Source organism: Enterobacter cloacae complex sp. SHL021 (assembly GCF_049237765.1).
Classification (GTDB): Bacteria; Pseudomonadota; Gammaproteobacteria; order Enterobacterales; family Enterobacteriaceae; genus Enterobacter; species Enterobacter cloacae.
In genome coordinates, this window is record NZ_JBMKJG010000005.1 from 199825 (window position 1) to 213813 (window position 13989).

The following is a 13989-nucleotide window of genomic DNA, read 5'->3' on the forward strand; positions in this document are numbered from 1 at the left end:
TCCCTTTCTCCCTCTCCCTTTGGGAGAGGGGTGGGGTGAGGGCAACAGGCCGCACCCTTATTCCCTTTTCTGCTTGTAAATCACCAAACGGTATATAAAACCGTTACTCCTTTCGACCTCGTTATAAATATTATGACAATAAGATAGTCATCACATTTATAAGGGTGCGCAATGGCCGTTACTGTACTGAAAAAAGGATCCCTGGCACTGGCAGGTTTACTGCTGGTGGCACAGGCGCAGGCGACTGAGCTGCTGAACAGTTCATATGACGTCTCCCGCGAGCTGTTTGCCGCCCTTAACCCGCCGTTTGAGCAGCAATGGGCGAAAGACAATAACGGCGACAAGCTGACCATTAAACAGTCTCACGCCGGTTCGTCCAAACAGGCGCTGGCGATCCTCCAGGGGTTGAAAGCGGACGTGGTGACCTATAACCAGGTGACCGATGTGCAGATCCTGCATGACAAAGGCAAGCTCATCCCGGCCGACTGGCAGAGCCGTTTACCAAACAACAGCTCGCCGTTCTACTCCACCATGGGCTTCCTGGTGCGTAAAGGCAATCCGAAGAATATCCACGACTGGAGCGATCTGGTTCGTTCTGACGTAAAGCTGATTTTCCCGAACCCTAAAACTTCCGGTAATGCGCGTTATACCTATCTGGCGGCGTGGGGTGCAGCGGACAAAGCAGACGGTAACGATAAAGCCAAAACCGAGCAGTTCATGACCCAGTTCCTGAAAAACGTCGAAGTGTTTGATACCGGCGGTCGCGGAGCAACCACGACTTTCGCAGAACGCGGTCTGGGCGATGTGCTGATTAGCTTTGAATCGGAAGTGAACAACATCCGCAAACAGTATAAAGCACAGGGCTTTGAAGTCGTTATCCCGAAAACCAACATCCTGGCCGAGTTCCCGGTGGCGTGGGTGGATAAAAACGTGCAGGCAAACGGCACTGAGAAAGCGGCAAAAGCCTATCTCAACTACCTGTACAGCCCACAGGCGCAGACCATCATTACTGATTACTACTATCGCGTGAACAACCCTGACGTGATGAACAAACTGAAAGATAAATTCCCCCAGACCGCGCTGTTCCGCGTGGAGGATCATTTCGGCTCCTGGCCTGAGGTGATGAAAACGCATTTTGCCAGCGGCGGTGAATTAGACAAATTGCTGGCGGCGGGGCGTAAGTAATGTTTGCCCTCTCGACTAAACGCGTGCTGCCGGGGTTTACCTTAAGCCTCGGAACCAGCCTGCTGTTCGTCTGCCTGATTTTGTTGTTGCCGCTCAGCGCGCTGGTGATGCAGCTTGCGCAGATGAGCTGGTCCCAGTACTGGGAAGTGGTCACCAACCCACAGGTCGTAGCGGCCTATAAAGTGACGCTGCTGTCGGCGTTTGTGGCCTCGCTTTTTAACGGCGTGTTTGGCCTGCTGATGGCGTGGATTTTAACCCGCTATCGTTTTCCGGGCCGCACGCTGCTCGACGCGTTAATGGATTTACCGTTCGCACTGCCGACGGCCGTTGCCGGTTTAACGCTGGCGTCACTTTTCTCTGTAAACGGTCTGTACGGCGAGTGGCTGGCGAAGTTTGACATCAAAGTGACCTATACCTGGCTCGGTATCGCGGTGGCGATGGCCTTTACCAGTATTCCGTTCGTGGTGCGTACCGTACAGCCGGTGCTGGAAGAGTTAGGCCCGGAATATGAAGAAGCGGCAGAAACGCTGGGGGCTACGCGCTGGCAGAGCTTCCGTAAAGTTGTCCTGCCTGAGCTTTCGCCGGCGCTGATGGCGGGAGTGGCGCTGTCGTTTACCCGTAGCCTCGGCGAGTTCGGTGCGGTCATTTTTATCGCCGGTAATATTGCGTGGAAAACGGAAGTGACGTCGCTGATGATTTTTATCCGTTTGCAGGAGTTTGATTACCCGGCAGCGAGCGCCATTGCCTCGGTCATTCTTGCCGCATCGTTGCTGCTGCTCTACACAATCAACACTCTGCAAAGTCGCTTTGGTCGACGTGTGGTAGGTCACTGATGGCGGAAGTTACTCAATTGAAGCGATACGATGCGCCCCGCATCAACTGGGGTAAATGGTTTTTGATTGGTACGGGCGTGCTGGTTTCTGCTCTCATCCTTGTGGTACCGACAATCTATATTTTCGTGCAGGCGTTCAGCAAAGGGATTATGCCCGCGCTGGAAAACCTGGCGGACCCGGATATGCTGCACGCCATCTGGCTGACGGTGCTGATTGCGCTGATCACCGTGCCGGTCAACCTGGTATTCGGTACGCTGCTGGCCTGGCTGGTGACGCGCTTTACCTTCCCGGGGCGTCAGATGCTGCTGACGCTGCTGGATATCCCGTTCGCCGTCTCACCGGTGGTGGCGGGTCTGGTCTATCTGCTCTTTTACGGCTCTAACGGCCCGCTGGGTGGCTGGCTGGATGAGCACAACCTGCAGGTAATGTTTGCCTGGCCGGGTATGGTGCTGGTGACTATCTTTGTAACCTGTCCGTTTGTGGTACGCGAACTGGTACCGGTGATGTTAAGCCAGGGGAGCAACGAAGACGAAGCGGCTGTGCTGCTGGGCGCGTCAGGCTGGCAGATGTTCCGCCGCGTCACGCTGCCGAATATTCGCTGGGCACTGCTCTATGGGGTGGTGCTGACCAACGCCCGCGCAATTGGCGAGTTTGGGGCGGTGTCGGTTGTATCCGGTTCCATTCGAGGTGAAACCCTGTCGCTGCCGTTACAGATTGAACTGCTGCAGCAGGACTACAACACCATCGGCTCCTTTACCGCCGCAGCGTTGCTGACGCTGATGGCTATTTTGACCCTGTTTTTGAAGAGTGTGGTGCAGTGGCGTTTAGAAAATCAGGAAAAACGTCAGCATCAGGAGGGAAATCATGAGCATTGAGATTGCCAATATTAAGAAGTCTTTTGGTCGCACCCAGGTGCTGAATGATATCTCGCTGGATATCCCTTCCGGACAAATGGTGGCGCTGCTGGGGCCGTCTGGCTCGGGTAAAACCACGCTGCTGCGTATCATCGCCGGTCTTGAACATCAGACCAGCGGACATATCCGTTTTCACGGCACCGACGTGAGCCGCCTGCATGCCCGCGATCGTAAAGTCGGCTTCGTGTTCCAGCATTACGCGCTGTTTCGCCACATGACGGTGTTCGACAACATTGCGTTTGGCCTGACCGTGCTGCCGCGTCGCGAACGCCCGGATGCGGCTACCATCAAAGCGAAAGTGACCAAACTGCTTGAAATGGTGCAGCTGGCCCACCTGGCTGACCGTTTCCCGGCGCAGCTTTCGGGCGGCCAGAAACAGCGTGTCGCACTGGCGCGCGCGCTGGCCGTGGAGCCACAAATACTGCTGCTTGATGAGCCGTTTGGCGCGCTGGATGCGCAGGTGCGTAAAGAGCTGCGCCGCTGGCTGCGTCAGCTGCATGAAGAGCTGAAATTCACCAGCGTCTTCGTCACCCACGACCAGGAAGAGGCGATGGAAGTCGCGGACCGCGTGGTGGTCATGAGCCAGGGGAACATCGAGCAGGTGGACGAGCCAGAGCAGCTCTGGCGTGAACCTGCCACCCGTTTTGTCCTGGAGTTTATGGGCGAAGTTAACCGTCTGCAGGGCACCGTACGCGGCGGACAATTCCACGTCGGGGCACACCGCTGGCCGCTGGGATACACGCCTGCCCATCAGGGGCCGGTGGACCTGTTCTTGCGCCCGTGGGAAGTGGACGTCAGCCGTCGTACCAGCCTCGATTCACCGCTGCCGGTGCAGGTGCTGGAAGCTAGCCCTAAAGGTCACTACACACAAATGGTGGTACAACCGCTGGGCTGGTATACCGAGCCGCTGACGGTGGTGATGCGCGATGAAGAGGCGCCACACCGGGGTGAACGCCTGTTTGTGGGGTTGCAGCATGCCCGTATTTATCACGGTAACCAGCGCATCGAGACGCGCGAGGATATTGCTCTGGCGGAGTCAGCCTGATAGGTTATTAGGATGTTTATCGCCCGGTGGCGCTGCGCTGACCGGGCCTACAGCTAAAACTGCGTCTTGTAGGCCGGGTAAGCGAAGCGCCACCCGGCTTTTTTATTGAGTAAAAATCGTGAATACACTCGAACACACCATTGGCAACACTCCACTGGTCAAGCTTCAGCGCATGGGGCCTGACAACGGCAGCGAAATCTGGGTCAAACTCGAAGGCAATAACCCGGCGGGGTCAGTCAAAGACCGCGCGGCGCTGTCGATGATTGTCCAGGCTGAGAAGCGCGGTGAAATTAAGCCAGGCGACGTGCTCATTGAGGCCACCAGCGGGAATACCGGCATTGCGCTGGCGATGATTGCCGCGCTGAAAGGCTACCGCATGAAGCTGCTGATGCCGGACAACATGAGTCAGGAGCGCCGCGCCGCGATGCGGGCTTACGGTGCTGAACTGATACTGGTGACCAAAGAGCAGGGGATGGAAGGGGCGCGCGACCTGGCGCTGGCGATGGCTGAGCGCGGTGAAGGCAAACTGCTGGATCAGTTCAATAATCCGGATAATCCCTACGCCCACTATACGACCACTGGCCCGGAAATCTGGCAACAAACCGACGGGCGTATCACCCATTTTGTCTCCAGCATGGGCACCACCGGCACCATCACCGGCGTGTCGCGTTTTCTGCGCGAGCAGGAAAAACCGGTCGCCATTGTCGGCCTGCAGCCGGAAGAGGGGAGCAGCATTCCGGGTATTCGTCGCTGGCCTGCGGAATACATGCCGGGCATTTTTAATGCTCAGCTGGTGGATCAGGTGCTGGATATTCATCAGCGCGAGGCGGAAAATACCATGCGCGAGCTGGCGGTACGCGAAGGCATCTTCTGCGGGGTTAGCTCGGGTGGCGCGGTAGCAGGTGCGATGCGTGTGGCGCAGGAGAACCCTGGTGCAGTGGTGGTGGCGATTATCTGCGACCGCGGCGATCGTTATCTGTCTACCGGCGTCTTTGGCGAAGAGAGTTATTCGCAGGGGGCGGGGATTTAAGCGTCATGGAGATGATTTTATTCCGGGATAAGACCCGGGCGCAGCAAACCGATATTGTTGCGGTGCAGTCGCAGGTGGTGTACGGCAGCGTGGGGAACAGCATTGCGGTACCCAATATTCGTACCCACCGGCTTAACGTGACCGCCGTGCCGACGGTGCTGTTCAGCAACACGCCGCACTATGACACCTTTTACGGCGGGGTGATCCCCGATGAGTGGTTCAGCGGCTACCTGAAGTCGCTGGAAGAGCGCGAGATCCTGCGCGAGCTTAAGGCGGTCACCACTGGCTACATGGGCAGCGCCAGCCAGATCGTTCTGCTGGCGCAGTGGCTGAAGGCGATCAAAGTGCAGCACCCGGAGCTGCTGGTGCTGGTTGACCCGGTGATCGGGGATATCGACAGCGGTATGTACGTTAAACCTGATATTCCTGAGGCGTATCGTGAGCATCTGCTGCCGCTGGCGCAGGGCATTACGCCCAACGTATTCGAACTGGAAGTGTTAAGCGGTAAACCGTGCCGCACGCCAGAGAGCGCCATCGCCGCTGCGCAGGGGCTGCTTTCCGATACGCTGAAATGGGTGGCGATAACCAGTGCGCCAGTGGCCGACGACCCGCAGAATATTCACGTCGTGCTGGTGAGTAAAGAGGGCGTTACCGTAAGCGCGCACCCGCGCGTCGAGACGGATCTGAAAGGAACGGGCGATCTGTTCTGTTCAGAACTGGTCAGCGGTATCGTGGGGGGGAAAACCGTTGCTGACGCCATACGCATGGCAGGCGATCGGGTGACTGACGTCATGATCTATACGCAGTCGAAAGGTTACGACGAGCTTATCCTCCCTGCATAAACAAAAATGGCGCCCGAAGGCGCCATTTTTCTGTGCGGCAAGAATTACTTCTTGATGCGGATAACCGGGGTTTCACCCACGGTGACGCTGCCAGACAGTTTGATCAGCTCTTTGATTTCGTCCATGTTGGAGATAACAACCGGCGTCAGGGTAGACTTGGCTTTTTCTTCCAGCAGTGGCAGATCGAATTCAATCACCGGGTCGCCAACTTTAACACGCTGGCCTTCTTCTGCGATACGTTTGAAGCCTTCGCCTTTCAGTTCAACGGTGTCGATACCGAAGTGAACGAACAGTTCGATACCGCTATCAGATTCGATAGAGAACGCATGGTTGGTTTCAAAAATTTTACCGATGGTGCCGTCAACTGGAGCAACCATTTTGTTGCCAGTTGGTTTGATAGCAATGCCATCACCAACGATTTTCTCAGCAAACACTACATCCGGCACGTCTTCGATGTTGACGATCTCGCCGGAGAGCGGAGCAACAATCTCAATAGTTCCGGAGTCTTTCTTATCATCAGAAACCAGAGATTTCAGTTTATCGAACAAACCCATGATCTTCTCCTAAGCAGTAATTTGGGCCGCATCTCGTGGATTAGCAGATTGTTTTTTCTTCAATGAACTTGTTAACCAGCGTCATTAACTCGTCCGTTGTCGGTTGAGCAAGAGCCTGCTCTGCTAACACCTTCGCATCTTCGAAGTTCGTGTTACGGATAATCTTCTTAATGCGCGGGATGGAAATGGCGCTCATAGAGAATTCGTCCAGACCCATACCCAGCAACAGAAGTGTAGCACGTTCGTCGCCTGCAAGCTCACCACACATGCCAGTCCATTTACCTTCTGCATGAGAAGCATCAATAACTTGCTTGATCAAGTTCAGTACGGACGGTGACATTGGCTGGTAGAGATGTGAAATCATATCATTACCACGGTCAACTGCCAGGGTGTACTGCGTTAAATCATTGGTGCCGATACTAAAGAAATCAACTTCTTTGGCTAAATGACGCGCAATGGTCGCGGCTGCTGGTGTTTCCACCATTACGCCGATCTCAATTGACTCGTCAAATGCTTTACCTTCGTCACGCAGTTCCTGTTTGTAGATCTCGATCTCTTTCTTCAGTGCACGCACTTCTTCAACAGAGATGATCATCGGGAACATAATGCGCAGCTTACCGAAAGCAGAGGCACGCAGAATCGCACGCACCTGGTCACGCAGGATCTCTTTACGATCCATGGCGATACGCACTGCACGCCAGCCCAGGAATGGGTTCTCTTCTTTCGGGAAGTTCATGTACGGCAGCTCTTTGTCGCCACCGATGTCCATGGTACGGACGATAACGGCCTGAGAGCCACAGGCTTCAGCCACCGCTTTGTACGCCGCAAACTGCTCTTCTTCAGTTGGCAGGGCGTCACGGTCCATGAACAGGAATTCAGTACGATACAGACCCACACCTTCCGCGCCGTTGCGCTCAGCGCCATCGACGTCGCGTACGGTACCGATGTTAGCGCACACTTCTACCTGATGGCCGTCCAGCGTGATGGCTGGCAGGTCTTTCAGTTTAGCGAGTTCCGCTTTCTCGGTGGCAACCTGCTCCTGAACGGTACGCAGTTGCTCGATCACATCGTTAGTTGGGTTGACGTAAACCACGTTGTTTACGGCATCCAGAATCAGATAGTCGTCGTTTTTCACCTGAGTGGTGACGTTACCGGTACCCACGATGGCAGGCAGTTCCAGAGAACGCGCCATGATTGAGGTGTGGGAGGTACGGCCACCGGCGTCGGTGATGAAACCCAGCACCTTGTTCAGGTTCAGCTGTGCGGTTTCAGACGGGGTCAGGTCAGCGGCAACCAGGATCACTTCGTCCTGAATCGCGCTCAGATCGATGATGGCCAGACCCAGAATGTTGCGCAGCAGGCGTTTACCAATGTCACGTACGTCAGCCGCACGCTCTTTCAGGTATTCATCGTCCAGCTCTTCCAGGGCAGATGCCTGACCTTCGATAACTTCATGCGCAGCCGCGTCGGCCGTCATGCCTTTATCTTTAATCAGGGCTATGATTTCCTGCTCCAGCTCCTCATCTTCGAGCAGCATGATGTGCCCTTCGAAGATAGCTTCTTTTTCTTCACCGAAAGTTTCGCCAGCTTTAGTTTTGATTGCTTCCAGTTGCGCAGATGCCTTGGCACGACCGCTCAGAAAACGTTCAACTTCCTGATCAACCTTGTCGGCAGAAATTTTTTTCCGGTCGATGACGATCTCGTCTTCTTTCAGCAGCAATGCTTTGCCGAAAGCGATACCCGGGGATGCTAAAATGCCTGAAATCATAACCCTACCTTACTTGTGACTGATATTTAAAAGAACCCGGAAACTTACTCGAGCTCAGCCATCAGTTTTACCAGATGCTCAACTGCTTTCTGCTCGTCTTCACCTTCAGCAGAGATAGTGACAACGGTGCCCTGAGTCAGGCCCAGAGTCTGCAGTTTGAACAGGCTTTTTGCGCTAGCGCTTTTGCCGTTGGAAGTCACAGTGATTTCAGAAGTGAAGCCTTTCGCTTCTTTAACAAACTGAGCAGCAGGGCGGGTGTGCAGACCGTTCGGAGCGGTAATGGTAACTTCTTGCTGGAACATTGTATTTCCCCAACTTATAGGTTTAGTGTTGTGGAACTAAAGTCTAGCCTGGCGACTGAACTTTAGCCTGTATTGTTAGCGCTGACGTTTCGATCGTCATTAAACATTATGCAGCGAAAGCAAGACTTGAACCAAATCATAAAATCGATTCAGCAAGGGTATTTCGTTCGCTGATTAATTTCACGCATCAAAATAATTGCTGGTTTAAATACCAGACCCAACGGGGTGAATCAATGCCAGGAGGGGTAAAACTTTGAAGCAGGCCACAAAAAAGCACCTAAAAAGGTGCTTTTTTACGCGTTATTAACATGCTGGCATTACTGTTGCAGTTCTTTCTCGGTAAACAGATCGGCAAACAGTGCAGTGCTTAAGTAACGCTCACCTGACGAAGGTAGGATAACCACAATATTCTTGTTGGTAAAGGACTCATCTTCCTGAAGTTTGAGCGCCGCCGCAACGGCAGCACCGGAAGAGATACCGGCCAGAATACCTTCTTCATCCATCAGGCGGCGTGCCGTCGAGATGGCTTCTTCGTTCGTGATCGTGACGACTTTATCGATAAGCTTCAGATCCAGGTTACCCGGAATAAAGCCTGCGCCGATACCCTGAATCTTGTGCGGGCCCGGTTTGAGCTCTTCACCCGCCAGCGCCTGGGTGATAACCGGCGAGTCGGTCGGCTCAACGGCCACGGTGATCAGGTCTTTTTTACCTTTCGTGCCTTTAATATAGCGTGACACACCGGTCAGCGTACCGCCGGTACCCACGCCGGAGATAAACACATCAACCTGGCCATCGGTATCTTCCCAGATTTCCGGGCCGGTGGTTTTTTCGTGAATTTCCGGGTTTGCCGGGTTGCTGAACTGCTGAAGCAGCAGGTATTTCGCCGGATCGCTGGCAACAATCTCTTCGGCTTTCTGAATGGCACCTTTCATGCCCTTCGCGCCTTCGGTCAACACCAGGTTTGCACCCAGCGCTTTTAGCAGCTTGCGGCGTTCGATGCTCATGGTTTCAGGCATGGTCAGCGTCAGCTTATAGCCACGCGCCGCAGCCACATAGGCCAGCGCAATACCGGTGTTGCCGCTGGTAGGCTCTACCAGCTCTACGCCAGGCTTGAGCACGCCACGTTTTTCGGCATCCCAAATCATATTTGCACCGATACGGCATTTTACGCTGAAGCTCGGGTTGCGGGATTCGACCTTCGCCAGAATGCGTCCATTACCGATACGGTTCAGTCGAACCAGGGGCGTATGACCGATAGTCAGCGAGTTGTCTTCATAAATCTTACTCATGGCCTGTCCTTAACTGTATGAAATTGGGATACCGACCCAGCATACCTGCTAAGCAGGTAGGGGGAAGTAAGGAATTCGCATATCTATATACTGCAAGGAAATAATGGGGATCAGTATGGAATAAGGGATAGCATAAGCCATCCCTTGTTTACACATTTTTGCATTACTTCCATAACGCGTGCTTAGCACGGTAGCAGTCGACCCACATTGCCGTTGCGCCGCACACCGCAACGGGCATGATGAAAAGATTAAGGAAGGGGATCAAGGTGAACAGGCTGGTAAGCGCGCCAAACTGCATATTGGCCACTTTCTGCGTGCGCAGCGCGGTACGCATCTCTTTAAAGGGCACCTTGTGGTTATCAAAAGGGTAGTCGCAGTACTGAATAGCCAGCATCCAGGCGCTGAACAGGAACCACAGCACAGGCGCCACCGTCTGGCCGATACCGGGCACCAGATAAAGGAGAAGCAGTACAATTGCACGGGGGAGATACCAGGCGAATTTTTGCCATTCGCGCTTCATGATGCGCGGAATATCTTTCATGATCCCCAGTACGCCCGTGTCCGGTGGTGTGGCACCGGTCAGACGCGCTTCGAGCTGTTCCGCCAGCAGGCCGTTAAACGGCGCCGCAATCCAGTTGGCAATCGTTGAGAAGAAATAGCCGAACACCAACAGCACAGAAATCACCGCGAGTGGCCACAGCAGATAGCTCAGCCACTGCAGCCAGTCAGGTACATAACTCATCATGGCCGGGACCCAGCTTTCAAGCTTCGTGAAAAGCCACCAGAAGGCGCCGCCCATAAGAATAATGTTGATCAGCAAGGGCAGAATGACGAAACGTCGAATACCCGGCAGGGAGACCAGTTTCCAGCCCTGGGAAAAATACCAGACGCCGCTGCGTGGGGGAGAAGAAGATGTTGAAACCATAACCAGGCTGTACTCCTTTTTTCACAACCAGTGGAATTGCCCGCCTATATTATCCAGTTACGGACCAATGACCAGTTCGGAAATGTTCGAAAAAACAGCAAAAAGCACGATTTAGTTCATCTTTATGCTGTGAATGCTCTGCACACACTTGCACTTGACGTAAACGGCAAATACTCTTAGTGAGTAAATGTTTGCCGTGGTGGCAAGGTGTTAGAACAACAGAGAATATAATGATGCAGGATTTGCGTCTGATATTAATCATTGTTGGCGCGATCGCCATAATCGCTTTACTGGTACATGGTTTCTGGACCAGCCGTAAAGAGCGTTCTTCTATGTTTCGCGATCGCCCACTGAAGCGCATGAAGTCCAGTCGTGACGACGATGACAGTGAATATGACATCGACGATCGCGATGACGACGGCGTGGGTGAAGTTCGTGTTCATCGGGTCAATACTGCGCCCGGCGCGGCTCATGGGGAGCATGAAGCCCCCCGTACTGCGCAGCACCAGTATCAACCGCCGTATGCTTCTGCACAGCCGCGCCAGCCTGCGCCGCAGCCTGTGGAAGAGCCGGTGCGTCAGCCGCCGCAGCAGCCTGTTCAACAGCAGCCAGCTGCGCCGCAGCCGGTTCCACAGCAACCCGTGCAGCAGCCTGTACAACCGCAGCCTGCTCAGCCGGTACAGCAACCGCCGCAACAGCCTGTTCAGGCGCAGCCTGCACCACAGCCAGCCCCGGCACCGCAGGTTGAGCCAGAGCCCGTTGTAGAGCCAGAACCGGTTGTTGAAAAACCGCAGCGTAAAGAAGCGGTGATCATCATGAACGTGGCCGCCCATCACGGCAGCCATCTGAACGGTGACGTGCTGCTTAACAGTATTCAACAGGCTGGCTTCAAGTTTGGCGACATGAATATTTTCCATCGCCACCTGAGCCCGGACGGTAGCGGCCCGGCGTTGTTTAGCCTGGCCAACATGGTTAACCCTGGCACCTTCGACCCTGAAATGACGGGCGATTTCGTGACGCCGGGCGTGACGATCTTTATGCAGGTTCCGTCATACGGTGATGAACTGCAAAACTTTAAGCTGATGCTGCAGTCCGCTCAGCACATCGCTGACGAAGTGGGTGGTGTGGTACTCGACGACCAGCGTCGCATGATGACGCCGCAGAAACTGCGCGAGTATCAGGACCGCATCCGCGAAGTTAAGGAAGCCAACGCGTAATCGACGCGTTTTCTTCAACTCCTCCTCAACCCCCGCCTGTCGGGGGTTTTTTCTCATTGATGGTGCGATATGGACTCAATCGAACAACAAATCACTGAACTGCGAACCACGCTTCGCCATCATGAATATCTTTATCATGTGATGGACGCACCGGAAGTGCCGGATGCGGAGTACGATCGCCTGATGCGTGAACTGCGCGATTTAGAGGCGCAGCACCCGGAGTTGATCACCCCGGACTCCCCAACCCAACGTGTCGGCGCTGAGCCGCTAGGTGCGTTCAGCCAGGTACGTCATGAAGTGCCGATGCTCTCTCTGGATAACGTCTTCGATGAAGAGAGCTTTCTCGCTTTTAATAAGCGTGTGCAGGATCGACTCAAAAGCAGCGACGCCCTGACCTGGTGCTGTGAGCTGAAGCTGGATGGCCTGGCCGTCAGCATCCTCTACGAAAACGGCGTGCTGGTCCGTGCCGCAACGCGCGGTGATGGCTCCACCGGGGAAGACATCACCACCAACGTGCGTACCATCCGCGCGATCCCGCTGAAGTTGCACGGCGACAATATTCCTGCTCGTCTGGAAGTGCGCGGTGAAGTTTTCCTGCCGCAGGCGGGCTTCGAGAAAATCAACGAAGAGGCGCGTCGCACCGGTGGGAAGGTATTTGCGAACCCGCGCAACGCGGCGGCAGGCTCTTTACGCCAGCTGGACCCGCGTATTACCGCGAAGCGACCGCTTACTTTCTTCTGCTATGGCGTCGGTATTCTGGAAGGAGGGGAGCTGCCGGACACCCACCTCGGGCGTTTGCTGCAGTTTAAAGCGTGGGGCTTGCCGGTCAGCAACCGCGTGCAGCTTTGCGACTCACCGGAGGCGGTTCTTGCGTTTTATCGCAAGGTTGAAGAAGACCGCCCGACGCTCGGTTTTGATATCGATGGTGTGGTGATCAAGGTTAACTCGCTTGCGCTTCAGGAACAGCTAGGCTTTGTGGCGCGAGCACCGCGCTGGGCTGTGGCGTTTAAATTCCCGGCCCAGGAGCAGATGACCTTTGTCCGCGATGTGGAGTTCCAGGTGGGTCGTACGGGAGCCATCACGCCGGTTGCACGTCTGGAGCCAGTGCACGTGGCCGGTGTGCTGGTGAGCAACGCCACGCTGCATAACGCGGATGAAATCGATCGTCTTGGCCTGCGTATTGGTGACAAAGTGGTGATTCGCCGGGCGGGAGATGTGATCCCGCAGGTCGTCAACGTGGTTCAGTCAGAGCGCCCTGATGATACGCGCGCCATCGTGTTTCCGACGCATTGCCCGGTATGTGGCTCAGACGTAGAGCGTGTGGAAGGCGAAGCGGTGGCTCGCTGTACCGGGGGATTAATCTGTGGCGCGCAGCGTAAAGAGTCACTCAAGCATTTCGTTTCCCGACGGGCAATGGACGTTGACGGCATGGGCGACAAAATTATCGATCAGCTGGTTGAGAAAGAGTATGTCCATACGCCTGCGGATCTTTTCAAACTGACGGCGGGTAAGCTGACCGGTCTTGACCGCATGGGGCCGAAGTCGGCTCAGAATGTGGTGAATGCGCTGGAAGCCGCCAAAGAGACCACGTTTGCCCGTTTCCTCTATGCGCTTGGTATTCGTGAGGTGGGTGAAGCCACCGCTGCAGGTCTGGCGGCGTACTTTGGCACGCTGGACGCGCTGGAGAAAGCGAGCATTGAGGAGCTGCAAAAAGTGCCTGATGTTGGCATTGTGGTGGCCACGCACGTCTTTAACTTCTTTGCCGAAGAGAGCAACCGCGACGTCATCGGAAAACTGCTGGAGCAGGGCATTAAATGGCCTGCGCCGGTCGTCGTCAATGCCGAAGAGATCGACAGCCCGTTTGCCGGTAAAACGGTAGTACTGACCGGCAGTCTCAGCCAGCTTTCACGGGATGATGCGAAGGCGCGTCTGGTGGCACTGGGGGCAAAAGTGGCGGGCAGCGTGTCGAAGAAAACGGATCTGGTGATCGCCGGGGAAGCCGCCGGTTCCAAGCTTGCAAAAGCGCAGGAGCTCGGGATTGAGGTAATCGATGAAGCAGAAATGATGCGTCTGCTGGGAGAGTAA

General features: G+C 54.9%; 13 protein-coding genes. 8 read left to right on the forward strand and 5 right to left on the reverse strand.

Annotation, left to right across the window (positions count from 1 at the left end; all coding sequences use genetic code 11):
- The first annotated feature begins 171 nt into the window (after positions 1 to 171).
- The 6 genes from cysP (at position 172) to pdxK (ending at position 5849) form a co-directional block, all read left to right on the forward strand.
- Complete coding sequence (gene cysP / locus ACOTZF_RS07020) at positions 172 to 1185, forward strand: thiosulfate/sulfate ABC transporter substrate-binding protein CysP (RefSeq protein ID WP_058680693.1); 1014 nt, start codon at positions 172 to 174, stop codon at positions 1183 to 1185.
- The gene (gene cysT / locus ACOTZF_RS07025; protein WP_013098204.1) at positions 1185 to 2018 is read left to right on the forward strand and encodes a sulfate/thiosulfate ABC transporter permease CysT; all 834 of its coding nucleotides are present in this window, start codon (positions 1185 to 1187) and stop codon (positions 2016 to 2018) included. The genes cysP and cysT overlap by 1 nt, the downstream gene beginning before the upstream one ends.
- Positions 2018 to 2893 carry a sulfate/thiosulfate ABC transporter permease CysW gene (gene cysW, locus ACOTZF_RS07030; RefSeq protein WP_013098203.1) on the forward strand — a complete coding sequence of 292 codons (876 nt, stop codon included), beginning with the start codon at positions 2018 to 2020 and terminating at the stop codon, positions 2891 to 2893. Before cysT ends, cysW begins: the two co-directional genes overlap by 1 nt.
- Positions 2883 to 3977, forward strand: coding sequence for a sulfate/thiosulfate ABC transporter ATP-binding protein CysA (gene cysA, locus ACOTZF_RS07035; RefSeq protein ID WP_013098202.1), 1095 nt, complete (start codon positions 2883 to 2885; stop codon positions 3975 to 3977). Before cysW ends, cysA begins: the two co-directional genes overlap by 11 nt.
- Positions 3978 to 4095: 118 nt before the next feature.
- Entirely contained in the window at positions 4096 to 5007 is a 912-nt protein-coding gene (gene cysM, locus ACOTZF_RS07040; protein WP_013098201.1) for a cysteine synthase CysM, read from the forward strand.
- A 5-nt stretch (positions 5008 to 5012) separates the two neighbouring features.
- Positions 5013 to 5849 (forward strand): pyridoxine/pyridoxal/pyridoxamine kinase, encoded by an 837-nt coding sequence (gene pdxK, locus ACOTZF_RS07045; RefSeq protein ID WP_023622069.1) that lies wholly within the window; start codon positions 5013 to 5015, stop codon positions 5847 to 5849.
- A 44-nt stretch (positions 5850 to 5893) separates the two neighbouring features.
- On the opposite strand, the gene crr is transcribed toward pdxK, so the two are convergent.
- The 5 genes from crr to cysZ form a co-directional block, all read right to left on the reverse strand.
- Complete coding sequence (gene crr, locus ACOTZF_RS07050; protein ID WP_003861316.1) at positions 5894 to 6403, reverse strand: PTS glucose transporter subunit IIA; 510 nt, start codon at positions 6401 to 6403, stop codon at positions 5894 to 5896.
- 40 nt (positions 6404 to 6443) lie between these two features.
- Positions 6444 to 8171, reverse strand: a complete 1728-nt coding sequence (gene ptsI / locus ACOTZF_RS07055; protein ID WP_013098199.1) for a phosphoenolpyruvate-protein phosphotransferase PtsI — start codon at positions 8169 to 8171, stop codon at positions 6444 to 6446.
- A gap of 44 nt (positions 8172 to 8215) precedes the next feature.
- Positions 8216 to 8473 carry a phosphocarrier protein Hpr gene (ptsH, locus tag ACOTZF_RS07060; RefSeq protein ID WP_000487600.1) on the reverse strand — a complete coding sequence of 86 codons (258 nt, stop codon included), beginning with the start codon at positions 8471 to 8473 and terminating at the stop codon, positions 8216 to 8218.
- A gap of 317 nt (positions 8474 to 8790) precedes the next feature.
- Positions 8791 to 9762: a cysteine synthase A gene (cysK, locus tag ACOTZF_RS07065; protein ID WP_013098198.1), complete on the reverse strand. Its 972-nt coding sequence runs from the start codon at positions 9760 to 9762 to the stop codon at positions 8791 to 8793.
- Between the two features lie 163 nt (positions 9763 to 9925).
- Positions 9926 to 10687 (reverse strand): sulfate transporter CysZ, encoded by a 762-nt coding sequence (gene cysZ, locus ACOTZF_RS07070; protein ID WP_013098197.1) that lies wholly within the window; start codon positions 10685 to 10687, stop codon positions 9926 to 9928.
- A 230-nt stretch (positions 10688 to 10917) separates the two neighbouring features.
- Here cysZ and zipA point away from each other — a divergent pair, with 230 nt between their 5' ends.
- Both zipA and ligA read left to right on the forward strand, forming a co-directional pair.
- Positions 10918 to 11904, forward strand: coding sequence for a cell division protein ZipA (gene zipA, locus ACOTZF_RS07075; protein WP_023622070.1), 987 nt, complete (start codon positions 10918 to 10920; stop codon positions 11902 to 11904).
- A gap of 69 nt (positions 11905 to 11973) precedes the next feature.
- A complete protein-coding gene (gene ligA / locus ACOTZF_RS07080; RefSeq protein ID WP_038984352.1) occupies positions 11974 to 13989 on the forward strand; it encodes an NAD-dependent DNA ligase LigA in 2016 nt (671 codons plus the stop codon).

Excerpts from the sequence above, each read along its gene's own strand:
- crr (WP_003861316.1), bottom strand. The coding sequence starts at position 6,403 with ATGGGTTTGTTCGATAAACTGAAATCTCTGGTTTCTGATGATAAGAAA.
- cysK (WP_013098198.1), bottom strand. The coding sequence starts at position 9,762 with ATGAGTAAGATTTATGAAGACAACTCGCTGACTATCGGTCATACGCCC.
- ptsH (WP_000487600.1), bottom strand. The coding sequence starts at position 8,473 with ATGTTCCAGCAAGAAGTTACCATTACCGCTCCGAACGGTCTGCACACC.
- ptsI (WP_013098199.1), bottom strand. The coding sequence starts at position 8,171 with ATGATTTCAGGCATTTTAGCATCCCCGGGTATCGCTTTCGGCAAAGCA.
- zipA (WP_023622070.1), top strand. The coding sequence starts at position 10,918 with ATGATGCAGGATTTGCGTCTGATATTAATCATTGTTGGCGCGATCGCC.
- cysT (WP_013098204.1), top strand. The coding sequence starts at position 1,185 with ATGTTTGCCCTCTCGACTAAACGCGTGCTGCCGGGGTTTACCTTAAGC.
- cysW (WP_013098203.1), top strand. The coding sequence starts at position 2,018 with ATGGCGGAAGTTACTCAATTGAAGCGATACGATGCGCCCCGCATCAAC.
- cysP (WP_058680693.1), top strand. The coding sequence starts at position 172 with ATGGCCGTTACTGTACTGAAAAAAGGATCCCTGGCACTGGCAGGTTTA.
- cysA (WP_013098202.1), top strand. The coding sequence starts at position 2,883 with ATGAGCATTGAGATTGCCAATATTAAGAAGTCTTTTGGTCGCACCCAG.
- cysZ (WP_013098197.1), bottom strand. The coding sequence starts at position 10,687 with ATGGTTTCAACATCTTCTTCTCCCCCACGCAGCGGCGTCTGGTATTTT.
- ligA (WP_038984352.1), top strand. The coding sequence starts at position 11,974 with ATGGACTCAATCGAACAACAAATCACTGAACTGCGAACCACGCTTCGC.
- pdxK (WP_023622069.1), top strand. The coding sequence starts at position 5,013 with ATGGAGATGATTTTATTCCGGGATAAGACCCGGGCGCAGCAAACCGAT.